Genomic DNA, 23,839 nt, shown 5'->3' with positions numbered 1-23,839 from the left:
ATATATTTGACTTGAAATCAACAATCCGACCTGAGTAAGGAAGTTCATGAAGACCACCGTCGATGAGTTGCAGGCGTTCACTGCCGTGGTCGACGGCGGCTCGATCACCGCCGCCGCCGAGCATCTGGGTCAGACCGTCTCGGGCATCAGCCGTGCGCTCGGACGCCTCGAACGCAAGCTCGACACCACCCTCCTGCGCCGGACCACGCGCCGGCTCGAACTGACCGAGGAGGGACGCGCCTTCCTGGCGCACGCCCGCGCCATCCTCGCCTCGATCGACGAGGCCGAAGAGCAGATGGCTGCGCGCCGGCAGAAGCCGGCGGGGCGGCTGCGCGTGAATGCGGCGTCGCCTTTCATGCTGCATGCCATCGTGCCGCTGGTGGCGGAGTTCAGGCAGGCGTTTCCACAGATCGACCTGGAACTCGATACCGACGACCTCAACATCGACCTGCTCGAGCGTCGGACCGACATCGCGATCCGCATCGGCGAGCTGCGGGATTCGACGCTGCATGCGCGCCCGATCGCGACCAGCCGGCTGCGCGTGCTGGCGAGCCCGGGCTATCTGGCGGCGCGGGGGCGACCGAAGAGCGTGGCGAGCCTGGTCCGCCACACCTTGCTAGGGTTTACGCAGCCGGAGTCGCTCAATCGCTGGCCGTTGCGTGGTGAGCACGGCGACGAGTGGCCCATCACGCCGGCGCTCACGGCGTCGAGCGGCGAGACGCTGCGGCAACTGGCTTTGGAGGGCGTCGGTATCGTCTGCCTCGCCGGCTACATGACGGCGGCCGACACGGTGCGTGGCGACCTCGTGCAGGTGCTGGCGCGTGATACGGTGGAAGTGCGCCAGCCGATCAGCGCGGTCTACTACCGCAACACGCAGCTATCGGCGCGGATCACATGCTTCCTGGATTTCATCGGGGCAAGGCTCGGTCTGGAAAACCCTGCATGAAACTTATGCAGGTGTAGAAAATTTGGGCAAGCGCACTGTTTCGATTTCAGGCGAATTTGGCGAATTCTCCAATGAAACGCCCATGTTTCATGCCTCTCGCGCGATGGCACGAACTGTGCAAGTTCCAGCCATCGTTTTCAGGAGTCACACCATGGATCATCGTCCCGCCACCGTCATCGCCCGATCTGCCGCCGACCCGGTCCTGGACGCTGACATCGCCGTCCTGAAGCTGTCGCTTCGCACCACCAACGTCCTGCGCGTGAACCAACTGCACACGGTGCGGGACGTGACCCGCGTTCCCGCCAGGAAGCTCTTCGCACTCTCGCGGCTGGGCCGCAACTCGCTGCGGGAGATCGTCGAGAGCGTCACCCAGAAGGGCTTGCGTCTCGCGGACTGAGGGCCGGGCCAGCGGGGCGCGCGCTCAGCGGCCCTGGTTCAGGCGCTGGAGTCCTTGTTCGGTCAGGAACTTGTAGCCATGCCGGTCCGACGCGACCAGCCCGTTCGACCTCAGCCGCTCGGAGATCTTGATCGAATCGGTCGGGCAGCCCCGGGCATGGGCCTCGCGCAGGGCCTCGAGCGTTTTCCACTGTTCTTCGTTGAGCTGAATCTTCTTGACCACGACACCTCCGTCGACGAGAAGAGTGTGAGGCAACCGACATTCGCTGGCCTCCCCAAAACTGACGAGGCGATGGCGTCGTGACCGCGACGGGTTGCACGGGCGCTTGCTGGTAAAACATGCGGCGCTCATGACAACGCCTACCCCATCCCCACCGACCGCCCCGACGCGCGCTGTGCGCGTCGCCGCCACCCTGATCGTCCTGCGCGATGGCGCCTCCGGCATGGAGGTGCTGATGCTGCGGCGGGCCGAGAAAGAGGCCGACCAGAACAGCGGCGCCAGCGTCTTCCCCGGCGGCACGCTCGACGCGCAGGACCGCGCGCTACACGCGCTTTGCAATGGCATCGACGATACGGCGGCCTCCTTGCGGCTGGGCATCCCCGAGAACGGCCTGGACTACTACGCCGCAGCCGTGCGCGAGTGCTTTGAAGAGGCCGGATTGCTCTTCGCCGGCGATGCGGATGGCCGGCTGGTGGAACTCGATGAGATGGCGCCTCAGGAACTCATCGCACTGCGCCTGGCGGTGGAAGAGGGTGCCGATGCGCTGCGCAAACTGTGCGCCGAGCGCGGTTGGCGGCTTGCGGTCGACCGGCTGGCCTATTTCAGCCACTGGCTCACGCCGCTCGGCATGCCGCGTCGCTTCGACACCCGTTTCTTCGTGGCGCTGGCACCGCGGCGGCAGAGCGCCCGACCGGACGGGCGCGAAACGGTCGAGCACATGTGGCTGCGTCCTGCCGACGCGGTCGATCCTGCGCGCGGGCTCAAACTGATGAATGTGCAGCGGCGGATTCTTCTGCAACTCGCGACTTTCGACACCGCCGAAGCGTGCATGGAATACGCGCGCGGCGCGCGGGACATCCCGCTGATCATGCCGCGCATTGCGGACGGGCCGGGTGGTCGCAGGCCGGTGAATCCGGGCGAGCCCGCCTATGACGAGTTGTCTCGCATCGATCCCGAAGGTCTGGGGCATGGCCGGTATGAGCTCGCCGCGGGGCTGGCGATGCAGTTGTCGCCGCGCGTGCTGCGGGTGACGGCCTTGTGCGGAGATGCGCTGGTCAACAGTTACTTTGTTGGCGGGGACCGCAACGAGTGGGCATTGATCGATGGCGGGCAGGGCGATGTGGCCCACGAGGCCTCGTTGCGGGCATCCGCCCCTGGGCCGGTGCGATGGAATTTGGCGCTGCACGGTGCGCCGCTGCCGCATGGACACCGCATCGATCTCGGTGGCTGCACCTTGCGTGTGCTGCGCCAGCCGGGCCAGGAGGAGTCGTTTGCATGCTTCCTGCTAGAGGAAGAAAGGACGCTTTTCACCGGCAGTGCTGATCCGTCCTCCGGACTCGATGCCGATGAGTTCGAGTGGCTGGCGCCCGCCTACGGCTTCCTTCGTCGCTATCGATAGCAGACGGGAGCAGATACTCCCTTTCGATCTCCTCGGAATAACATGCGACTTGTCCACCCACCGGGAACGAAGACATGAAGTCATTGGCAGGAAGAGCAGTTGCATCGGCGTTCATGGTGCTTGCTTTCGGCGTCGTCGCCCCCGCCAAGGCGGCACTCGATGTCGGCCAGCCTGCCCCGGCATTCAGCGCACCCGCCGCGCTTGGCGGCAAGCCCTTCACTTACTCGCTGTCGGCGGCGTTGGCCAAAGGGCCGGTCGTCGTCTATTTCTTCCCCGCGGCCTTCACTGTGGGCTGCTCCCTCGAGGCGCATGCTTTCGCCGAGGCGATCGACAAGTTCGCCGCGCTGGGCACCACGGTGATCGGCGTGTCGACCGATGACATCGAGACGCTGACCAAGTTCTCCAATCAGGCCTGCCAGGGCAAGTTCCCGGTCGCCTCCGACGCCACCAAGTCCATCAGCCAGTCTTTCGACGCGCTGATGCAGACGCGCCCGGACTACGCCAACCGCATCTCCTATGTGATCGCGAAGAATGGAACGGTCGCCGCCCACTACCAGAACCTCAACCCGGACAAGCATGTCGAGAAGATGCTCGCAGCGGTGAAGGAACTGCCGCAGAACCGCGACAAGAAGTAGACGCTGAAAGGCCCGATGCCATGAACGCAGCGCAGACATCCCCGGCCTGGCCCGCGCTTTCGCTCTCCGAGTGGCGCGATACCGACGCCACGCTGCACATGTGGACGCAGATCGTCGGCAAGACGCGCCTGGCGCTCGCGCCGATGGAGAACCACTGGTGGCAGGTCGCTTTCTATGTCACGCCGCGCGGGCTGACGACCTCGGCCATGCCGTGCGGCGATCGAACCCTCTCGGTCGAGTTCGATTTCATCTCGCATGCATTGGCGTTGAAATGCAGCGACGGCGCGGAGCGCGGCTTTGCCCTGGCGCCCATGTCCGTCGCCGACTGGTTTGCCCAATACCAGTCGGCACTGCGGGCGCTCGGCGTCGAGCCGAAGCTCATGGCCTCGCCGGTGGAGGTCGAGACCGCCATTCCCTTCGCCGACGACCGGACCCACGCATCCTACGACCCGGATGCGGCGCACCGGTGGTGGCGCATCGTCGCGCAGGCCGATCGCGTGCTGAAGCGCTTCCGGGGGCGCTTCGGCGGCAAGCAGAGTCCGGCGCACTTCTTCTGGGGCGCCTTCGACCTGGCGGCCACGCGCTTCTCCGGCCGGCCGGCGCCGCGTCATCCGGGTGGCGTTCCGAACTGTCCGGACCACGTCATGGTCGAGGCCTATTCGCATGAGTGCGCGAGTTGCGGGTTCTGGCCCGGCGGAGGTCCTGTTGCGGAAGCTTCGTTCTATGCCTATGCGTATCCGGAGCCGCCGGGCTATGCCAGCCATGGGGTCCTTCCCGCGGCTGCGCGCTACGACACACAGATGCGCGAGTTCATCCTGCCCTACGAGGCCGTCCGTCTGGCTGCGGACCCGGACGCCGCGCTCCTGGCGTTCCTTCAATCGACTTACGACGCGGCTGCGGATCTGGGGCGATGGGACAGGGCGGTGCTCGATCGGCCATCGTCGCTCTGGCCTTGAGGTCGATATGGACGAACTGCTGCAACGCACTGCAGGCCTGCCTGAAATCACATTGGCAGTCGGGGACACGCTCGTGCGCGAGGGCGAGTCCGGCGATGGTCTGTGGATTCTCGTGTCGGGAACGCTACACATCAGCAAGGCAGGCATGGCGATCACGTCGATCAGCCGGCCGGCCGCGGCGATCGGCGAGATCTCGCTGCTGTTGAATTCGCCGTACACGGCCACGGTCGTCGCGGGTGCACCGAGCATCCTCCGCCATGCCGCCGATGGTCGCGCCTTGCTGGTCAGCGAGCCGGCCATCACCCGGTTGATCGCCGCAGGTTTGGCAGAGCGCCTGGATTTCGCCACTACCTATCTCGTCGACCTGAAGCACCAGTACGGCGATGCGCCCGGCCTGGCGATGGTCTCCGAAGTGCTTGATCAACTGACGCACCGTCAGCGCCCGGCTGCGCGCCCCGGCTCGGTGCGAGAGCCAAACCCCGACTACTGAGCGCCTCAGAAAACCGATCGCGCGGGCGCCTGTTCGGCGCCGAGTTCCAGCGCTTCCTCGCCCATCATCGAGCGCCATGACGCGGTGTCCGCTGCCAGGTCGATCACGATGTGCGCGGGCACCGGCCCGATCTGCCTGCCGGCATTGAACACCCAGGTGGGACCGATGCGGTCGGCCCAGGCACCCGCCCGCTTGAATGGCGGCTCGTGGACATGGCCGGTCAGCACGAGTTCGGGTTGGTAGCGTGCAATCCACTCGGCCACATCGGCGTCGCCATAGTGGCGCTTGCCGGTCCAGCAGGTGGGCGAGCCCAGCGGAGGCCAGTGATAGATCCAGACCCAGCGGGCCGGTCGCTTCTGTGCCTCCACGGCCAGTTGCTCTTCGAGGGCGGCCCGGCCCGCCGGCCCGTCCCACCAGGGGCAGATCGTGATCAGAGTGTCGCCGATCGCCAGGGAATCGCCGTCTGTGAAGACGCCGTCGCGGCGGCTCTCCGGCAGCCATAGCGCCGCCCGTTCACCATGCCGGTCCGGCCCCGTCAGGTCGTGGTTGCCCGAGGCCAGCACGAGCGAATGACCCGGGTTCATCAGCGAAAAGTAGCGCAGCAGGACGACCGACTGCGCGTCGAGCGAAACCGGCGAACTCACGTCCAGGTGATCGCCCGCCAGCACCACCAGATCGAAGGATGGCGCGACCCGGACCACCCAATCGAGCTGGGGCAGCGTGTAGTGCAGGTCGGAAATGAGGAGGATGCGCACGGCAGGAGCTGCAGCGACGGACCTCGCATTGTGGGGTGGCGGAGTGCCGCGCGACGTTCTTTTCGCGCAGCGGGCCTTCCGGGTAGCATCGACGGATGCCTGAATTCACGCTCCAGACTGCCGCAATCACAACGTGCATCGCGGCAGGCGTCATGACGGTGGGCTTTGCCGCGCGAGCGACGCGCTGGGGCACGCCGCTCATGATGGCCGGCATTCTGGGTCTGCTGGCGATCATCGGGTACGGCATCGTGGACCTGGTCACCATCTGAGCATTCACGACCGGCCCCCCGGGGCCAGCGATCAGATGACGCCTTGCGCGAGCATCGCGTCGGCCACCTTCACGAACCCGGCGACGTTGGCCCCATTCACGTAGCTGACCGTGCCGTCCTCGCGCCGGCCATGCTGGAGGCAGGCCTCGTGGATGCTGCGCATGATGCCGTGCAGCCGCGTGTCCACTTCCTCGCGCGGCCACGAAATCCGCATGGCGTTCTGGCTCATTTCGAGGCCCGAGGTCGCGACGCCGCCGGCGTTGCTGGCCTTGCCGGGCGCGAACAGGACGCCGCTGCCTTCGAAGGTGCGGATCGCGTCCATGGTGGACGGCATGTTCGCCCCCTCCGCGACGCAGCGCACGCCGTTGCGGACCAGCGCGGCGGCATCCTTGCCGTCGAGTTCGTTCTGCGTGGCGCAGGGCAGGGCGACGTCGACCGGTATGTGCCACGGACGCTCGCCGGCATGGAACTCGGCGCCGACGCGACGGGCATAGTCGTCGACGCGCCCGTACAGATGGTTCTTCACTTCCATCAATTGCGCCAGCTTGTCCTGCGTGAAACCCGCTTCGTCGTAGACCGTGCCGCTCGAGTCGGACACCGTCACCACCCGGGCGCCGAGCGCCATGGCCTTCTCGACCGCGAACTGCGCCACGTTGCCCGAGCCCGAGACGCTGACGCGCAGCCCTTCGAGGGTCTGGCCCTTTTGCCTGAGCATCTCTTCGGTGAAGTAGACGGTGCCGTAGCCCGTGGCTTCGGGCCGCATCAGCGAACCGCCATAGCTCAGCCCCTTGCCGGTGAAGACGCAGTCGGCGCTGTTGCCGAGCTTTTTCATCATGCCGGTCATGAATCCGATTTCGCGCGCGCCGACGCCGATGTCGCCGGCCGGAACATCCCGGTCGGCGCCGACGTGACGGAACAGCTCGCTCACGAAGGCCTGGCAGAAGCGCATGACCTCGCCAGGGCTGCGCCCCTTCGGATCGAAGTCGGAGCCGCCTTTGCCGCCGCCCATGGGCAGCGTCGTCAGCGCATTCTTGAAAGTCTGCTCGAAGGCGAGGAACTTCAGGATCGACAGATTGACCGAGGGATGGAAGCGCAGCCCGCCCTTGTAGGGGCCGATGGCCGAGCTGTGCTGGATGCGGTAGCCGCGGTTGACCTGCACCTCGCCGTGATCATCCACCCAGGAGACGCGAAACATGATGACCCGCTCCGGTTCGATCAGGCGATCCAGCAGTCCGTGTTCTGCATACTTGGGATGCCGCTGAATGTGCGGCCACAGGCTTTCCGTTACCTCGGCAATGGCTTGCAGAAACTCGGGCTGGCCGGGATTGCGCGCGGCGGCGCCGTGCATGAACTCTTCGGACGACTTGTACTTCATAGCTGGGGGATCGTGTGGACGGGGACAGGCCGCAGATCTTATCGAGGTCGACAAGCCCCACTGTCGAGCGCAGGGTATGGACGGCGTCCCTTGCAGGATCGTTGAAGATGTTTGCACGATCCTCCGGTTGACTCGCGGGAGTCGAGACAAGCGGCGGCGAGATGCCTAAGCTCCGCTCCATGCTGACATCCACCTCCAATGCACTGCGCGGCGATCGCCCCGTCGATCAACTGCAGACCACCGTCATGAGAGCCGAGCTTGCCGCGATGATCGACCGGATCACCGTCACCGATGGCGCGCGCGAGACGGCGGTTCCGCGCCTGACTCTGGCCCGGGCTTCGCACATGCAGCACCCGGTCCACGCGATCCACGAGCCGGCCTTCTGCGTGCTGGCGCAAGGTAGCAAGCGGGTGCTTCTTGGCGACGAGGTCTACATCTACGACAGCAGCCAATACCTGGTGGTGTCGCAGAACCTGCCCGTGTCGGGCCAGGTGATCGATGCGTCGCCGGAGGCGCCGTACCTGGGCCTGCGGTTGAGTTTCGACGTCAAGGACATCGCGGCCCTCGCGCTCGACCTCCAGCTTGGCGAGACTCTCCCGATGCGGGCATCGCAGCGGGGCATCTTCACCGGTGAACTGTCCACTACGCTGCTCGATCCCGTACTGAGACTGGTCAGGCTGCTGGACTCGCCCGAGGACGTGCCGGCCCTGGCCCCGCTGATCACCCGCGAGATCCTGTACCGCCTGCTGAAGTCGGCCGATGGCTGGCGGCTCGCCCAGATGGCCGTGGTGGACAGCCACAGCCAGCGCATCGCCCAGGCCATCAGCGTGCTGTCGATGCGATTCCAGGAGACGCTTCGTGTCGAAGACCTGGCGGATGAAGTCCACATGAGCGTGTCGTCGCTGCATCAACACTTCAAGGCCGTCACCGCGATGAGCCCGTTGCAATTCCAGAAGCAACTGCGCCTGCAGGAGTCGCGGCGCATCATGATCAGCGAACACGTGGACGCCGCCACCGCCGGCCACCGCGTCGGCTACGAGAGCCAGTCACAGTTCAATCGCGAATACAGCCGTTTCTTCGGCCTGCCTCCCGCACGCGACGTCAAGCGCCTGCGCGAGCTCCAACTGGGCCGAACGAGCACCTGAGGTCCCTCATGAAGATCCATCTCAAACTGAATGGCCGGGTGTTTCCGGCAACCCTCCAGGACAACGCCACTGCGCATGAATTCATTGCCATGCTGCCGCTGACGATCACGATGCACGATCTCTTCAGGCGAGAGAAGTTCGGCCCGCTCCCCGGCGCGATTTCGGGCCGGGACACGCACACCCGGTCCTACGAGGTCGGCGACCTGATCTGCTGGGCGCCTGGCCCCGACTTGACGATCTTCCATCGCCATGACGGCCAGACGATCAGCGGCGCGTGCCATCTTCTCGGCAAGCTCGATTTCGGGGCGGAGGAATTTGGCGTGCCCGGCCCGATCGAGGTGAGCATCGATGTTCCGGCGCCCCGGATCCGGGTCAAAGAAGATCTTCGTCGACCAGGGTCGCCAGCACCGAAAGCCGCAGCCGCCGTCCCCAGGTTGAGTCCGGTTCGCCGGCGTACACGACCGGGTTCCGGCCGTTCTGTTCGACCCACTGAAGGCGTTGGCTGTCATCCGTGTAGCGGACCTGGTAGCTCTGCGGCATCCGCTCGGTGCGCAGGAGCGTCGTGACCTGGGCGGCCAGCGCCGGGCTGTCGATGATGAGGCTCATCTCGGTGTTGGAGTGTGCCGAGCGGCGGTCCATGTTCATTGATCCGATGGAGAGCCAGCGCTGGTCCACCACTGCGAGCTTGGCATGCAGGCGACCGAGCGAGCCGTGCGGGCCATCGGCGATGGATGCCCGTTCGTCGTCGTCGTCATCGGGCATCAACTCGTAGAGCGCGACGCGCATCTTCAGCAACGCAACGCGGTAGCGCGCGTAGCCGAAATGCGCCAGCGGCTCGTCCGTCGTCGCGAGCGAGTTGGTCATGACGGACACGCTCACGTCGCTGTCGGCGGCTTGCTGGAGCACTTCCATCGTGCGGCGGCCGGGGATGAAGTAGGGCGACGCAAGGAGCACCTCCGAGCGCGCCGACTGCAGCAGGTCCAGGTTGCCGTCCATGACCACGCCGTCCGTCAGCGATCCGTTGCCCGCATCGACCTTGCGCGGCGCATCGGCCACCACCCGCACTGCCGCCATGTGCAGGTCCACGTGGCCGCCAGCCAGTTGCGTGGCGACGCTGCTCTGGTCCAGCGAGTCGCGCGCCCTGATCGGCATCGCCACCACGCCGGCCTCCCGGACGGACTGCTCGAAACGGCGCCGCGCGGCCGCCACGTCGGCGGCTGGCGCGCCAAGGTTCTCGATGGGGTAGGCGTGCTGGCTGTTCCAGTAGGCGTCGAACACCGCCGCCATCTCCGGCACGACCCGGCCCGTGGAGAGCATGTCCATGTCGATGAAGTTGGCCGGTTCGCTGCGGCCGAAGTATTCGTCGCCGATGTTGCGGCCGCCGCTGATGGCAAAGGCGTTGTCCACGATGAACAGCTTGTTGTGCATGCGGCGGTTGATGCGCGAGAACTCGTGCATCGAGAGAAGCACGCGCGAGCGGACGCTTCCGTTGCGCACGGGCAGCGGATTGAACATGCGCACTTCGACGTTGGGCTGCGCGGCGAGGCCGGCCAGCAGCGCGTCCTCGCCGGTGGCGTGCAGGTCGTCGAGCAGGATGCGAACGCGCACGCCGCGGGCGGCTGCATCGCTCAGCTCTCGAAGGAACTGCCGGCCCGACGTGTCGTCGGCAATCTGGTAGTACTGCGCGTCGATCGACTTCTCGGCGGCACGGGCGAGGGCGATGCGCGCCTCGAAGGCTTGGTCGCCTGCCGGCAGCAGACGCATGCCCGAGAGTTGCGGCTCATCGGCGGGCATCGATGCCGCCGCCACGGAGGCAAGTCGGGTCGCGGACACGTCGGTGATCGTCTGGGAGGCGGGCCGGGGGACGTTGTCCGGCAGGCTGGCGCAACCCGTCAGCATGCCCAGCAGCACTACCGCGAAGACAAGGAGGGCCACGCCTGCGCGGGCCTGGGCCAGGCCGATCTCCATCAAGCGCATGCCGATGCTGTGGGCGATCAGCATGGGGCAGCGTTTGAGGGTGGTCTTCATGGCAGGCTCGACGGGGCGAAGGTGTGAGATCGGTTCTTCCCTGGTTGTAGGACGGAATCTATGCAAAGCCCGCCGTTTCCGCGAGGAAACAGTGCGCAGCGCGGATGTGACATGGGTCACATCCCCTCCGCGTCGTCCCATAATTGTTCGATGAGCTCCCCCGTCGAAGGCCCCGACGACCGCCTGCCGCAGTCCCTGCTCGACGCCATCGCGCCGCACGGGCACACGCGCTCGTTCCCGGCGCACGCGATCCTCATCAATGAGGGGGATACGACCGATTCGCTCTATATCGTGCTCAGCGGGCGGGTGAAGGTCTACGCGAGTTCGGACGACGGCCGCGAACTGGTGCTTACCGAGTACGGTCCCGGCGGCTATTTCGGCGAGCTTTCCATCGATGGCGAAAGGCGCTCGGCATCGATCAAGGCGATCGAGCCGTGCATATGCCGGGTGGTTCAGGGTTCGGAGCTGCGGCAGTTCCTCGCGGACAACCCCGACTTCGCATTCCACCTGACCCGCAAGCTGATCCGGATGGTGAGGCGCCTGACCGAGCAGGTGCGCAGCATCGCGCTGCAGGACGTCTACGGCCGCATGGTGCGCGTGCTGACGGAACTGTCCGAACCGGTCGGCGACGAACGCGTGCTGCGCCACAAGCTGACGCAGAAGGACATTGCCGACCGCGTCGGCTCGTCACGCGAGATGGTGAACCGGGTGATGAAGGAACTCACCGCCGGTGGCTATGTCGGGCAGCGCGACGGGCGGATGGTGATTCTGAAGAAGCTGCCGGCGTCGTGGTAGGCGGGCCTTTGTCGACGCCGGCAGCACGCCGGATGCGTGCCGGTCAGGACGGGCAGGCGGCGGTAGCCGCAATCGCGGCACGCAAGTCCTTCGTGGATTTCGTCACGTCGTCCGGCCCGAAGACGTTCTTCGTGTAGGTGCAGCCGTAGCTCGGCTGCGCGACGGTCGCCGGCGTCACGACGTCGTCGCCGCTCGGCGTCACGCCGTCACGCTCCCACTTGATCATGTCGTCGAATGCGGTGACCTGCTCCGCGACGGTGAAATCGCAATGCGAAGCCCCGCGGATCGCCCGCTGCACCAGCCATCCGCTATTGCCCTTGGCCGCAACACGCTTCTGGTAGATCTGCTCCATGCTGAATGGCACGTACATGTCGCCCAGAGTGTGCAGGGTGACGACCGGGATCTTGAACTCGCCATTGGCCTTGGGGATCCAGCGCAGCCCGTCCCTGCGGAGGCGATTGGCGTCTGCCTCGGCGGTGAGCTTGAGGGCTGCTGCGTTGAGGGCGGCGGAGCCCGCCGTGTCGCCGTCGATCACGTAGGTGAAGCGGTTCGTGTCGACGCCGCTCTTGTTGAGAATGCCGTTGACCGTGCCATCGCCGCCGAACACGCCCCAGACGAGGGGAAAGGTTCCGCCATTCGCGAAGCCGAGGTTGAACAACGGCCGCTCGCCGCCCGTGAGGTTCTTGATCACCGATGCGTACTTCGCACCCGTGGCCGTGGGCGTGACGGCGGCCGTCGGGGCTGCGGGGGATGGGAAGCTCGAGAACAAGGTCCCCGTCACCTGCGCTGCGATGTCCGCCCAACTGGTGAACGGGTACTTCGGCACGCCGGCCAAGGCTTGCGCAGTCACTTGCGCGGCGGCGAAATAGTCGAACAGTTCGGAGTCGCCGACCACGCCGCACATCGGCACCGCGCCGTTGTACTTGACCTTGTGGTTGGCCGTCGCGAACGCCTCGTCCTCGATGGCCGCGGCCGTGATGTGGCCACCCATCGAGTGGCCGGTGATGTAGATCTTGCTCGGCGCCGCCAGCGTGCGGCCGGCCGCGGCTGCAATCTTGTTGAACTCCAGGGCCAGTGCGTTGGTGTCCTCGACGCCCACGCGCACGTCGTAGTAGTTCTTGCTGTAGCTCGATGCGGCCCAGGCATACCCGTTCTGGATCAGGTAGCGGCGGATCGACGGATTGCTGACGCCCAGTGCGCTGCCCGTGCCGGCATAGCCATGGGCGTACATCACGAGCTTGCCGTTCCAGTTGGCCGGCACCTCGACGCGGTAGGCGGCGGCGCCCAGCACGCCGGCCCAGCGGCTCGTCGTGGTGTTGTCGACCGTGTCGCCGGCATCGGCTGCCAGCGGGTCGAAGGTGGTCGCCGTCGGCGCCGCGGGTGCGAAGCTGCGGTCGTCCTGCGCGCGCTTTTCTTCCGGCGCGGGCGCGGGCGCCGGCGCAGGGGCAGGGGCGGGCGCAGGGGCTGCCGCGATCGGGAGGAAGGCCCCTCCGTTGCCGCCGCCACCGCACGCGGCAAGGCTGAGGGTGGTTGCCAGCGCCAGGAGCTGGACACGATTCTTTTGCATGGGTTTGTCTCCGGGATTTCTTGTGGTTGGACTGCAAGCTCGGGGAACACACGAACCGGCGCCGCGCTGCCTGGACAGCGCGGCGCCGGCGGTCGGAGCGTAGGGGGCGCCTGCGGAGACGCCGTTGCGGAGTAACCCGGAGGCGCTATCACCTATGCGACACGGAGTCGCGGAGCTAGCCGATGGCGGCGGCCGCGACGGCGTACACCTCGACGGGTGCCGCCTTGCCCCGGAACGAAGCCGGCCCCAGGGAGTCCACGACGATGCGGCCTTCGAGCGCCAGGCGGGTCGCGGGATCGATCAGGATCGTCCGCTTCGCGAGCTTGGTGTGCTCCTCGAGCCGCGCGGCGAGGTTCACCGTGTCGCCGATGCAGGTGTAGGTCGCGCGCTGGTGCGTGCCGGTGTAGCCCGCCACCATCTCGCCGGAGGCGACGCCCACGCCGATGCGGATCGCGGCCTTGTTCGCTGCCGTGCGCTCGACGTTCAGCAATTCGACCATCTCGACCATGTCGAGCGCCGCGCGCACGGCGGCGGCGCCGTGGTCGGGCAGCGGCAGCGGCGCGCCGAAGATCGCCATCAGCCCGTCGCCGATCATCTGGTTCACCACGCCGCCATGGCCGTTGATCGCATCGAACATCAGGGTGTAGTAGGTGTTCAGCAGCTCGATGGTCTCTTCGGGCGGCTGCGACTCGACCAGCGAAGTGAAGCCGCGGATGTCGCAGAACATCACCGTGGCCAGCACCCGGCGACCGCCCAGCGCGAAGCCGGATTGCTGCAGGTCCTGCGCGACCTCTGAGGTCGCGAAGCGGCGCACCATTTCCTTCTGCTGGTCGCGCAGGCGCTTCTTCTCGAGGCTGGCGCCGATGCGGGCCTTCAGCAGCACGGCATTGACGGGCTTGTGGAGGTAGTCTTCGGCGCCCAACTCGATGCAGCGCGCGATGTCGGCCACACCCTCGAGCGACGAGGTCACGATGACCGGCAAGTCGCGCAGCTTGACGTCGGCGGTCAGGTGTTCCAGCACCTCGAAGCCGGTCATCTCGGGCATTTCCATGTCGAGCAGCATCAGGTCGAAGGCGTCGCGCCGGAGCATCTCCAGGGCGATGCGCCCGTTCTCCGCGCATCGGACGCTGTGGCCCTGGAGTTCGAGGCTGCGGGTCATCAGCAGGCGGTTGACCTTGTTGTCATCCGCCACCAGCAGGCGGGCCGGCGCATGGCGAAGATCAACCATGGGTCAGCTCCTGGAGGGCCGCGGCGACGCGGGCATATTCCTGCGCCAGCGCATCGAGCGCGTTCGATGGCTGCGCAGCCGGCAGGCCGCCGAGTTCCTGTTCGCGTGCCATGGCACCGAGCGTGAGGGCACCGAAGGTGAGGCTGTTCGACTTCAGCGAATGCGCCGCACGCCGGAAGGTATCGGCGTCGCCCGTGGCAAGGGCATCGCGAAGCTCCTGCAGCATGGTGGGTGCTTCTTCGAGGAAGGTCTGCACCAGCTCCTTCACGAAGTCGGCGCCTGCAGCCTCCTGCAACTCCGAAAAAATTGCGTGGTCGATGGTCGCGTCGCTCATCTCATCGGTCCTTTCGTGCGGGCACGCTGTTCAGTGCTTCGACCAGCCGGTCGACGCGAATCGGCTTGGTCAGGTAGTCGTCCATTCCGGCTTCCATGCACATCTCCCGATCGCCCTGCATGGCGTTGGCCGTCATCGCCACGATGCGCGGCCTCATCGGTCCATCCAGCAGCGTGCAGATCTGCCGGGTCGCATCCAGTCCATCCAATTCGGGCATCTGCACGTCCATCAGCACCACATCGTAGGCCTGCCGCTGGACCGACTCCACGGCTTCGATGCCGTTGGAAGCGAGGTCGGCGCGATAGCCCATCTGCTGAAGCAGGCGCAATGCGAGCTTCTGGTTCACCGCGTTGTCCTCCGCGAGCAGGATGCGCAGCGGATGGCGTCCGGCCATGGAGGGGTCGATCTGCGGCTTGGCCGCAGCGCTGGAGGCCGGCTTCGCGGGCGTGTCGTGCGCGAGCAGACTCACCAGCGTGTCGAACAGTTGAGACTGGTGAATCGGCTTCGACAGATAGGCGTTGAACAGCGACTCGGCGTCACCGACTTCGCGTCGGCCCAGCGAGCTGAAGAGCACGAGCGGCAGCGTGGCATGGCTTGCTCGAATCCGCCGTGCCAGCGTGACGCCATCCATCTCCGGCATGTGCATGTCGACGATCGCGAGATCGAAGCGTTCGCCTTGTTCAAGCCAGCGCAGGGCCTCGGCTGGCGAATCGGTGTCGCGCGGGTCCATGCCCCACTTGCCTGACTGCAGCGCGAGCACGCGGCGGTTGGTGGCGTTGTCGTCGACGATCAGTACGCGTTTGCCCTTCAGCTCGAACTGCACGCCAATGAACTCGCGCCGGGAGCTCGGAGGCAGTTGCGCGATCGGTGCCTCGATGGTGAAGAAGAAGGTCGAACCGGTTCCCGGCCCATCGCTCTCGACCCACATGGTTCCGCCCATCAGCTCGGCCAGCCGCTTGCTGATTGCCAGTCCCAGTCCGGTGCCGCCGTACTTGCGCGTGGTGCTGGAGTCGGCCTGTGAGAAGGACTGGAACAGCCGGCCCATGCCTTCCACCGACAGGCCGATGCCGGTGTCTCGCACGGCGAAGGTCAGGGCCACCTTGCCGGCGGAGGCGGGCTCGGAACTCACGGTCAACACGACCTCGCCGGTCTCGGTGAACTTCACCGCATTGCTCAGCAGGTTCAGCAGGATCTGCCGCAGCCGCGTGAGGTCCCCGTTGACCGCTGGCGGCACGTCGCCCTCGAAGACATAGGCGGTGTCGAGGTCCTTCTCGGTCGCGCGCGTGCTCACGAGGTCGAGTGCGGTTTCCACGCAGTCGCGCAGGTCGAAGGGATGTTCCTCGATGTCCATGCGGCCGGCCTCGATTTTCGAGTAGTCGAGGATGTCGTTGATGATGGTCAGCAATGCGTCGCCCGAATCGCGGATGGTCGCGGCGTAGTCCAACTGCTCGGTGTCGAGCGTCGTGTCGAGCAGCAGGCCGCTCATCCCGATCACCGCGTTCATCGGCGTGCGGATTTCGTGGCTCATCATCGCCAGGAAGGCGCTCTTCGCGGCGTTGGCGGCCTCGGCCGCGGCACGCGCCTGGCGGGTCTCGTTGAACAGCCGCGCGTTCTGGATCGCGATCACGGCCTGATCCGCGAAGGTCTTCAGCAGTTTGATTTCCTTGTCGGCGAACGGGCCCGGCGGCTGGCGCGTGACGTGTATCGAGCCGATGTAGCTTCCTTCCCAGAGGAGCGGGGCGATCATGATCGCGTAGGTCCCGATGACCTTGGCGATCTCGCGCATGAACGGCGGCAGTTCGGGTTCGGCGAGCGCATCCGGAACGTGGAGGACGCCGGGGCCGCCCATGGACAGGCCGCCGGGCGGCGGGCGGTCGATCGGGCGGGGATAGAACTGCTCGAGTATTTCGCGCGCCGACCCGCGGTGGGCGCCCAGGTGCACCAGCCCGTCTGCACCGAGCAGCGAGATGCCCATCTGGCGGCCTGAGAACAGCCGCTGGCAGCTTTCCAGGATCTTCTCGAACACGGGCTGTGCGTCTTCCATGGAGCCGCTGATGACCTGCAGCACTTCCGATGTCGCAGTCTGCTGCTCCAGCGCCTCGCGCGTCTCGTTGAACTGGCGCGTGTTCTCGATGGCGATCACGGCCTGGTCGGCGAAGGTTCGCGCGAGCTTGGTTTCCTGGTCGCTGAACGCTCCTGGGGTGTCCCGGAGGACGACGATCGACCCTATGGCCTTGTGATCCTTCATCAGCGGGACAAAGAGACCCGACCGATAGCCGAGCGCCACCGCAAGGTCCTTCATGCGCGGGAACTCTTCGATGCCCGCCTGGGTATCAGCCACATTGATGACACGCGCATCGAGCATGCAGGCGCCGGCGCCGCTGCCGCGATCCAGCGGCCAGGGCTTCAGGAACCCGCCCTGGCGCTCGCCGCGCGTGCCGTCGTCGGCAAACGCCACGGTCTCGATCATGCCGTCGCGCGGCATGCAGAAAGCGACCGCGCGGCCCTCGAACAGGTGCTGGCAGGCCTGCACGATGGCATCGAAGACGGGCTGCGTCTCGGTCGGGGAACTGCTGATGACGCGCAGGATCTCGGCAATGGCGGTCTGCTGCTCCAGAGCCTCGCGTGTCTCGCTGATGAGTCGCACGTTCTCGATCGCGATCACCGCCTGGTCGGCGAAGGTCTGCACGAGCCCGATCTCGACCGGCGCGAAGGGGCGCACCTGGTTGCGCAGCAGCGCGATCACGCCGATCGATTGGCCATCTCGCAGCATCGGCACGGCCAGCACCGTGCGAAAGCCATTGCGTGCCTGGAGTTCGCGCACGTCCGGGTACTCGGTGGCCATGAGGGGCACCACATCCTCGACGTGCACGCAACGGCGTTCCAGGAACGCGCGGCCCGCGATCGACCCGGTGCGCAGCGGCAGTTCCACGGCCATGGCGCCGGCTTCGTAGGCGGGGCCGTAGCTCGTCATTGCGCGCAGCTTGCCGTCGACGGCGAGCCACACGCGGCTGCCCTCGGACCGGCACAGGATGCCGGCGCGTTCGGCCACCGTATCGAGAACCGGCTGCACGTCCGTCGGTGAGGCGCTGATGACCTTCAGCACCTCGGAGGTGGCGGTCTGGCGCTCCAGTGCCTCGCGTGTCTCGTTGATGAGCCGTACGTTCTCGATCGCGATCACGGCCTGGTCGGCAAAGAGCCTGAGCAGGTCGATCTGGCGTTGCGGCGTCACGCCGGGTTCGGGCCAGGCCGTGGAGATCACGCCGATCGGCTCTCCGTCCTTGAGCATTGGCGCGGAAATGATCCGGCGCCAGTTCCCGGTGTCTGCAAGCGTGCGGTCGTAGTTCGGTTCCGACCACGTGTCCTGGATGCTGAGCGCCTTTCGCTCCTGAATGACGCGGCCGGTCAGCTGCTGCAGGGTGGGAGGTGCCGGCCACAGCGCGCGGGCCGATGCCAGCGCCGCTTCGGACCAGTTTCGGCTCGCGGCCAGGTGAACCAGCCGGCCGTCGTAGCTGAAGATGGCAGAGGTCGGGCTGCCGAAGAGTCGCGTCGCGCAATCCAGGATGGCCTCGAACACCGGTGTCACGTCGGTTGGCGATTCGCTGATGACGCGCAGCACGTCGCTGATCGATGTCTGGTATTCGAGTGATTCCGTGAGCTCGGCGGTCCGTTCCTCCACCTTGTGCAGCGCCTCCTGTGTCTCGTTGAAGAGGCGCGCGTTCTGGATCGCGATCACCGCCTGGTCGGCGAAGGTCTTGAGCAGCGCCCGCTCGTTGCGCCTGAACGGGCCCACCTCGCTGCGCTGCATGCTCAGCAGCCCGATGCCGCGGCCCTGCCACATCAGCGGCGCGGCCACGTTCGCGAAGCTCCGTCCGAGTTGCAGGGCATTGCGGCGCAGCACGGGTGGTGCGTCGGGGTCGTTCAGGACGTCGGCGAATTCCACCAGATCGCCGCTGCGGAAGGCCAACTCGGCCGAAGTGTCGCCCGGCGCCGCCGGATAGCTGGCCTGCATCACGGGCTGGAGTTGCGCCGCGCGGTCCTCGCCGATCGCCGCTCGGCCGGCCGGTGTCATCATCCAGCGCGTGAGCGCGAGCCGGCCTTGGTCGTCGACCATCATCAGCGCGAAGGAGCTGACGTCGAACAGCCGTTCGCAGCACTCGAGGATCTTGTCGAACACCGGGCCGGGGTCGGCGACGGAGCTGCCGATCACCCGCAGTACCTCGGCCGTCGCGGTCTGGTGCGCCAGCGTCTCCTGCGTTTCGTCGAACAGGCGAGCGTTCTCCAGCGCGACGCCCATGCTGGCAGCCACCGTTTCGAGGAGCTGGATCTCGTCGGCCCCGAAGGCGTATTCGCGCTCGTGGTTCTGCAGGCCGAGGGCGCCGAGGACGCGGTCGCTGCCGATGATGGGTACGGCGGCGATCGAATGCGCCCAGTCGGTCCCCGGCGAGGGATGAAGGCCAGCCCGGGTCTGCTCATCGCGCGTGTTCGCAACGCGGACCTGGCGGTCGCGAAGGATCTGTTCCAGCACCTCGCCGGGCCTCACCGGCCGTGCCGGCGGCAAGGGCAGCGGAAGGTTGTGCTCATAGCGGTACAGCGCCTGCACGAGGTTGGTCTTGTCGTCCCACCACAGGATGTTGACGTCGCCGGAGTCGAAGACCTCGCGCAGCTTGTCGCCCACCATGTGGATGATGGCTTCGAACGGCAGCCGGGCCGCGATGCCCTCCTGGATGCTGTCGATGAGCGTGAGGGCGCCTGCGCGCTGCGCGAGCTCGGCGGTGCGCCGGGCCAGTCGACACTCCACGTCTTCGCGGGAGCGGATGTTGGACAAGGCCACCGCGGCCTGGCTCGCCAATGCGCCCAGCAGGCCGCGGTCGGTGTCATGGAACCGGCCGACCGCGCCTTCGATGTCGGCATAGAGAAAGCCGAGCAGCTCGTCCCCCACCATCAAAGGTGCGATCAGGCATGAGCGCTGGGCAGCGGGTTTGGCGCCGCCAGGTCCGTGCCGCAGGCTGGAAATCCGCGTGCGGCGGGATTCGGCAAGCCAGGGTTCGATGGCGCAGAGCAGGGCGGCGGCATCTTCGTCGCGCGGCAGCATCGAGCCGGCGATCCGCAGGCTGTCGTCGGCATCGAGCACCAGAAGCACCCGCTGCGCACCGCCGAGATCGGTCGCTTCGCGGATCAGGCAGTCGTGCAACTCGCTCTCGCTACGCGTCCCGTTCAGGCGCAGGCCGCTGTCGACGAGCCGCTCGAAGGGCTCGCGCGGGTCGGCGTCGGCGCGCAGCGCGTGCATCGACAGTGGCCGGGACCGGGACTCTGCCATGGGGCATTGGCTCCTGCGATCAGAGGGATGATGCGCGGGCGGCGCATCACCGCGTGGAGTCTAGCGAAGCGGCGGGAAGATGCGCAGCCCCCCGATCAGGAAACGAACAGCCGCTGCACGAGCCCGCGCAGCCAGATGTTGGACGCGTCCTGGTGAAAACGCCGGTGCCAGAATTGGTGCACCTCGACCACGGGCGCCTTGAAGGGCGGGTCGACGATGCGGATGCTGGCGTAGCGCATGCAGATGTTCGCCAGGTCGCGCGGCACGGTCGCGACCAGATCCGATGCCTCGATGATGGGCAACAGGCTCATGAAGTGCGACAGCCCGACCAGCACACGCCGCTTCAGTCCCCGGCGCTGCAGGAACTGGTCGAGCAGATGCTCGCGGCCGTCGGGGCTCACCACGGCGTGGGAGGCGGCCAGGTAGGTCTTGAGGGTCAGGCGCTCGCCGATGGTCGGATGCTCCCCGCGCACGATGCACACATAGTCGTTGCGAAACAGCTTCTGCAGGAAGAAGCCCGCCTTCTGCAGGTCCGGCAGGTAGCCGATGGCGAGTTCGGCCGCTCCCGTCTCCAGCGCCTCGGCCGCCGCCTGGCGCGGCATCGACAGCGTGCGCAAGTCGCAATGCGGCGCTTCTTGCGCGAAGGCCGCCAGGATGCGCGGCAGGAAGTGCACTTCGGCGATGTCCGGTGTGACGAGGGTGAACACCTTGCTGGCCTGCAGCGGATCGAAACCGGGCGCCGGCAGGATGTCGGCCTTGATGGTTTCAATGACGCGCCGCACCGCACCATCCAGCTCGGCGGCGCGCGGAGTCGGCTGCATGCCGGCGCCGGTCTTCACGAACAAGGCATCGTTGAACAGCAGCCGCAGCCGGGAGACGGCCGCGCTCATGGCCGGCTGGCTCAGGCCGATGGCCTCCGCAGCGCGGGTGACGCTGCGGTGTTCCGACATGGCGTGGAATGCCACGAGGAGGTTGAGGTCGACTTGCCTGATATCCATGCCGTGGATTCTATGTATACACAAAATCCACTTCATAAATGGACTGGCGCTGCCTAGACTTCGCCTCCAACAGCCCGCCGACGCGGTCGCGACGGGCGACAGGAGACAACATGGTTCATCGGATCTGGAAGAGTGCCGCACATGGCTGAGGGGATACAGCGCCTGCGCTGCGCCTGCGGCGTCGATGTGCACGCGCACATGGTTCCGGCGGAATTCCCGGCCTACCTCGGCACCAGGGTGCCGGCGCAATGGCCCTCGACCGCTGCGGCGCCCGATGCGGCGGGCCTGTGCCATCGCCACGTGATGATCGCCGGCAAGAACTACCGCACGGTCTCGGAGAAGTGCTGGAGCGTGACGCGCCGCCTGGCCGATCTGCCGGAGATGGGATTGGCACATCAAGCCATCTCGCCGATGCCGGAATTGCTTTCGTACTGGATGGAGCCGGCCGATGCGCAGCAGCTTCTTCGGTACCTCAACGAGCAGATCGCGGTGATGGTGGCCGAGTCGGGCGGCGTGTTGATCGGGATGGGCGCAGTGCCGCTGCAGGACATCGACCTCGCGATCGCCGAGCTTCGGCATGCCGTCGAGACGCTGGGATTCGCGGGCGTCGAGATCGGCAGCAACGTCAACGGCACGCCCATCGGAGACTCGCGCTTCGATCCCTTCTTCGAGGCCTGCGAGGCGCTCGACGCGGCGGTGTTCGTGCATGCGCTCAAGCCGACCGGCATGGACCGGCTGGTGGGGCCGGCCCCGCTGCAGCAGGTGCTTGCCTACCCTACCGATGTCGGGCTGGCCGCCGCGTCCGTCATTACGGGCAATCTGCTGATGCGCCGGCCCAAGCTGCGCATCGCCTTCAGCCACGGCGGCGGCACGCTTGCCATGCTGCTGCCGCGCCTGCAGCAAGGGTGGGGCGTGTTTCCGGCGTTGAAGGAGCAGGTGCAGGCATCGCCGGTCGAGCAGGCGCGTCGCCTCTTCTACGACACGCTGGTATTCGATTCGTCCACGCTGGCGCATCTGGTGGCGCAGTTCGGCGCCACGCAGTTGATGGTCGGCACCGACTACCCGTTCAATTTCCACGAGCACGCGCCGTTGGCGCGGATCGAATCGGCCGGCCTGGGAGCCGACGTGGCAGATCACTTGATCGACGGCAATGCGCGGCGCTTTCTCGCGCGCGCCTTCGCATCGACGAAGCATTGAAGGAGCGCCCATGAGTTCACCCTGGATCAGCGGCCTGCGCAGCGTCGCGCTCGACGTGCCGGGCCTCGCGCGCGCCGAGGACTTCTACACCCGCGTCTGGCACCTGCAGGTCGCGGCGCGCACGGACGATGCGATCTATCTGCGCGGGACCGGTGCCGACCACCATTTGCTGGCGCTTCACCGCGGCGGCGCGGTGTGCGCGATCCGGCACGTGACCTTGCGTGCGCGCAGTTCGGAGGCACTGCGGGCCGTGGCCGAAGCGGCGGTGCGCGCCGGAGGCCGGGTCGTCGAAGGGCCGGCGCCCATTGCCGAGCCCGGCGGCGGCATCGGACTCACGCTACGCGATCCGCACGGCCGCCTGCTGCAAGTGGTGCACGGCGATGCCTTGCACGCCGATGCACAAGAAGCCGAGGACCGGCCATCGCGCCTCGCGCACGTGGTCCTCAACAGCCATGACGTCGCCGCCACGCAAGCCTTCTTCGAGCAGGCCCTGGCCTTCCGGCTGGCCGATCGCACGCGGATCATGGCCTTCCTCAACTGCAACGCCGACCACCACAGCGTGGCGCTGGGCGACACCGACAACGATGCGCTCAACCACATCGCCTTCGTGATGCCCGACCTCGAATCGGTGATGCGCGGCGGCGGCCGCATGAAGGACGCGGGCCACGCGATCGAATGGGGGCCCGGCCGGCACGGACCCGGCCACAACGCCTTCAACTACTTCATCGGCCCCTTCGGCGAAGTGATCGAGTACACGGCCGAGGTCGAGCAGATCGACGACAGCTACGTCGCAGGCGGCCCGGCCGACTGGACGTGGCCGCCCGGTCGTGTCGACCAGTGGGGCATTTCGCAGCCGCCGTCGGCGCGCCTCAAGGAAGCGCAGCGACAGGTTTTCTTCATCCCGACTCCGGAGCATTCATGAAATTCACCACCTTCCTGCACAACGGGCACGCGCGCCTCGGCGTGGTCGACGGCGACCAGCTCATCGACCTGCAGGCGGCCCAGCCGCAGGTGCCATCGGACCTGCGCGCCGCGCTGGCCGCGGGCGTCGATCTGGCGGCAGCGGCCGAGGCGGCCATCGCGTCGACCGCGCCGCGCCTCCCGCTGGCCGGCCAGAAGTTCGCGCCGCTGGTGCCCGAGCCGGGCAAGATCATCTGCCTCGGCCTCAACTACTTCGACCATGCGAAGGAAGGCGGGCGCGAGAAGCCCGAGTACCCGTGGTTCTTCTTCCGCGGCGCGACCTCGCTGGTGGCACATGGCGCGCCGGGCATCCTGCCCAAGGTGTCGGGCAAGTTCGACTACGAGGCCGAGCTGGCGCTGGTGATCGGCCGTCGCGTGCCACGCCATGTGTCGCAGGAGGATGCACCCGGCTACGTGTTCGGCTACACCTGCTTCAACGACATGTCGGTGCGCGACTACCAGAAGCGTACGCCGCAATGGACCATCGGCAAGAACTTCGACGGCACGGGCGGCTTCGGTCCCGTGCTGGTCACCTCCGATGAGCTCCCACTCGCGGCTGCCGGACTGAAGATCCAGGGCCGTCTCAACGGCGAGGTGATGCAGAGCGCGAACACGACAGACATGATCTGGGGCGTGGCCGAAACCATTTCCCTGCTGAGCGACGTGCTCACGCTGGAGCCGGGCGATGTGATCGTGATGGGCACGCCGGCCGGCGTCGGCCAGGCGCGCACGCCGCCGGTATGGATGAAGGCCGGCGACACCTTCGAGGTCGAGATCGAGCGCATCGGCACGCTCGTGAACCCGATCCGCGCCGAGGACTGAAAGC

Annotated in this window: 21 protein-coding genes and 1 pseudogene; 13 read left to right on the top strand and 9 right to left on the bottom strand. The window is 66.8% G+C overall.

The genetic code is table 11. The features are described from left to right. Positions 1–46: 46 nt before the first annotated feature. Positions 47–946 carry a LysR substrate-binding domain-containing protein gene (locus tag QTI24_RS04940; protein ID WP_286598697.1) on the top strand — a complete coding sequence of 300 codons (900 nt, stop codon included), beginning with the start codon at positions 47–49 and terminating at the stop codon, positions 944–946. Between the two features lie 151 nt (positions 947–1,097). Continuing rightward, entirely contained in the window at positions 1,098–1,343 is a 246-nt protein-coding gene (locus tag QTI24_RS04935; protein ID WP_286598696.1) for a DNA-directed RNA polymerase subunit alpha C-terminal domain-containing protein, read from the top strand. Between the two features lie 24 nt (positions 1,344–1,367). Here the strand turns inward: QTI24_RS04935 and QTI24_RS04930 are convergent, their stop codons facing one another. Continuing rightward, complete coding sequence (locus QTI24_RS04930; protein ID WP_286598695.1) at positions 1,368–1,694, bottom strand: hypothetical protein; 327 nt, start codon at positions 1,692–1,694, stop codon at positions 1,368–1,370. Between QTI24_RS04930 and QTI24_RS04925 the strand changes: the two genes are divergently transcribed. From QTI24_RS04925 to QTI24_RS04910, 4 genes are all read left to right on the top strand, one after another. Beyond that, on the top strand, positions 1,693–2,961 hold the full coding sequence (locus tag QTI24_RS04925; protein WP_286598694.1) for an NUDIX domain-containing protein: 1,269 nt from the start codon (positions 1,693–1,695) through the stop codon (positions 2,959–2,961). The two genes, QTI24_RS04930 and QTI24_RS04925, sit on opposite strands and share 2 nt — an antisense overlap. Before the next feature lie 113 nt (positions 2,962–3,074). After that, positions 3,075–3,596, top strand: a complete 522-nt coding sequence (locus tag QTI24_RS04920) for a peroxiredoxin (protein ID WP_286598693.1) — start codon at positions 3,075–3,077, stop codon at positions 3,594–3,596. Between the two features lie 20 nt (positions 3,597–3,616). After that, positions 3,617–4,552, top strand: a complete 936-nt coding sequence (locus tag QTI24_RS04915; protein ID WP_286598691.1) for a DUF5996 family protein — start codon at positions 3,617–3,619, stop codon at positions 4,550–4,552. A gap of 7 nt (positions 4,553–4,559) precedes the next feature. After that, positions 4,560–5,042 carry a Crp/Fnr family transcriptional regulator gene (locus QTI24_RS04910; RefSeq protein WP_286598690.1) on the top strand — a complete coding sequence of 161 codons (483 nt, stop codon included), beginning with the start codon at positions 4,560–4,562 and terminating at the stop codon, positions 5,040–5,042. Positions 5,043–5,047: 5 nt separating this feature from the next. Here QTI24_RS04910 and QTI24_RS04905 read toward each other — a convergent pair whose 3' ends face one another. Then, positions 5,048–5,797 (bottom strand): metallophosphoesterase family protein, encoded by a 750-nt coding sequence (locus QTI24_RS04905; protein WP_286598689.1) that lies wholly within the window; start codon positions 5,795–5,797, stop codon positions 5,048–5,050. Positions 5,798–5,892: 95 nt separating this feature from the next. Here QTI24_RS04905 and QTI24_RS04900 point away from each other — a divergent pair, with 95 nt between their 5' ends. Next, entirely contained in the window at positions 5,893–6,066 is a 174-nt protein-coding gene (locus tag QTI24_RS04900; RefSeq protein ID WP_286598688.1) for a hypothetical protein, read from the top strand. 31 nt (positions 6,067–6,097) lie between these two features. Here the strand turns inward: QTI24_RS04900 and gdhA are convergent, their stop codons facing one another. Continuing rightward, positions 6,098–7,441 (bottom strand): NADP-specific glutamate dehydrogenase, encoded by a 1,344-nt coding sequence (gene gdhA / locus QTI24_RS04895; RefSeq protein WP_286598687.1) that lies wholly within the window; start codon positions 7,439–7,441, stop codon positions 6,098–6,100. Positions 7,442–7,620: 179 nt separating this feature from the next. Here gdhA and QTI24_RS04890 point away from each other — a divergent pair, with 179 nt between their 5' ends. Both QTI24_RS04890 and QTI24_RS31460 read left to right on the top strand, forming a co-directional pair. Continuing rightward, positions 7,621–8,586: an AraC family transcriptional regulator gene (locus QTI24_RS04890; protein WP_286598686.1), complete on the top strand. Its 966-nt coding sequence runs from the start codon at positions 7,621–7,623 to the stop codon at positions 8,584–8,586. Between the two features lie 8 nt (positions 8,587–8,594). Continuing rightward, positions 8,595–8,921, top strand: a pseudogene (locus tag QTI24_RS31460) (cyclophilin-like fold protein); the annotation flags it as partial. Positions 8,922–8,958: 37 nt separating this feature from the next. On the opposite strand, the gene QTI24_RS04885 reads toward QTI24_RS31460, so the two are convergent. Next, positions 8,959–10,614 (bottom strand): phospholipase D-like domain-containing protein, encoded by a 1,656-nt coding sequence (locus QTI24_RS04885; protein ID WP_286598685.1) that lies wholly within the window; start codon positions 10,612–10,614, stop codon positions 8,959–8,961. 150 nt (positions 10,615–10,764) lie between these two features. On the opposite strand from QTI24_RS04885, the gene QTI24_RS04880 reads away from it, so the two are divergent. Beyond that, positions 10,765–11,409, top strand: a complete 645-nt coding sequence (locus QTI24_RS04880; protein ID WP_286598684.1) for a Crp/Fnr family transcriptional regulator — start codon at positions 10,765–10,767, stop codon at positions 11,407–11,409. A gap of 43 nt (positions 11,410–11,452) precedes the next feature. Here QTI24_RS04880 and QTI24_RS04875 read toward each other — a convergent pair whose 3' ends face one another. From QTI24_RS04875 to QTI24_RS04855, 5 genes are all read right to left on the bottom strand, one after another. Next, positions 11,453–12,976 (bottom strand): alpha/beta hydrolase family protein, encoded by a 1,524-nt coding sequence (locus QTI24_RS04875; RefSeq protein WP_286598683.1) that lies wholly within the window; start codon positions 12,974–12,976, stop codon positions 11,453–11,455. Positions 12,977–13,151: 175 nt separating this feature from the next. After that, the gene (locus QTI24_RS04870) at positions 13,152–14,204 is read right to left on the bottom strand and encodes an adenylate/guanylate cyclase domain-containing protein (RefSeq protein WP_286598681.1); all 1,053 of its coding nucleotides are present in this window, start codon (positions 14,202–14,204) and stop codon (positions 13,152–13,154) included. Beyond that, a complete protein-coding gene (locus QTI24_RS04865; protein WP_286598680.1) occupies positions 14,197–14,538 on the bottom strand; it encodes an Hpt domain-containing protein in 342 nt (113 codons plus the stop codon). The genes QTI24_RS04870 and QTI24_RS04865 overlap by 8 nt, the downstream gene beginning before the upstream one ends. A 1-nt stretch (position 14,539) precedes the next feature. Next, the gene (locus QTI24_RS04860) at positions 14,540–19,858 is read right to left on the bottom strand and encodes a GAF domain-containing protein (RefSeq protein WP_286598678.1); all 5,319 of its coding nucleotides are present in this window, start codon (positions 19,856–19,858) and stop codon (positions 14,540–14,542) included. Between the two features lie 95 nt (positions 19,859–19,953). Continuing rightward, positions 19,954–20,856 (bottom strand): LysR family transcriptional regulator, encoded by a 903-nt coding sequence (locus QTI24_RS04855; RefSeq protein ID WP_286598677.1) that lies wholly within the window; start codon positions 20,854–20,856, stop codon positions 19,954–19,956. Between the two features lie 141 nt (positions 20,857–20,997). On the opposite strand from QTI24_RS04855, the gene QTI24_RS04850 reads away from it, so the two are divergent. Genes QTI24_RS04850 through QTI24_RS04840 form a run of 3 tightly spaced genes read left to right on the top strand, consistent with a single transcriptional unit; the run spans position 20,998 to position 23,835 of the window. After that, complete coding sequence (locus QTI24_RS04850) at positions 20,998–22,053, top strand: amidohydrolase family protein (protein WP_286598676.1); 1,056 nt, start codon at positions 20,998–21,000, stop codon at positions 22,051–22,053. Positions 22,054–22,063: 10 nt separating this feature from the next. Further along, entirely contained in the window at positions 22,064–22,975 is a 912-nt protein-coding gene (locus QTI24_RS04845; RefSeq protein ID WP_286598675.1) for a VOC family protein, read from the top strand. Next, positions 22,972–23,835 (top strand): fumarylacetoacetate hydrolase family protein, encoded by an 864-nt coding sequence (locus tag QTI24_RS04840; RefSeq protein ID WP_286598674.1) that lies wholly within the window; start codon positions 22,972–22,974, stop codon positions 23,833–23,835. Before QTI24_RS04845 ends, QTI24_RS04840 begins: the two co-directional genes overlap by 4 nt. Positions 23,836–23,839 lie beyond the last annotated feature (4 nt).

It is taken from the genome of Variovorax sp. J22P240 (assembly GCF_030316855.1).
Taxonomy (GTDB): domain Bacteria; phylum Pseudomonadota; class Gammaproteobacteria; order Burkholderiales; family Burkholderiaceae_C; genus Variovorax.
This window is presented reverse-complemented; position numbering and strand designations above follow the sequence as displayed.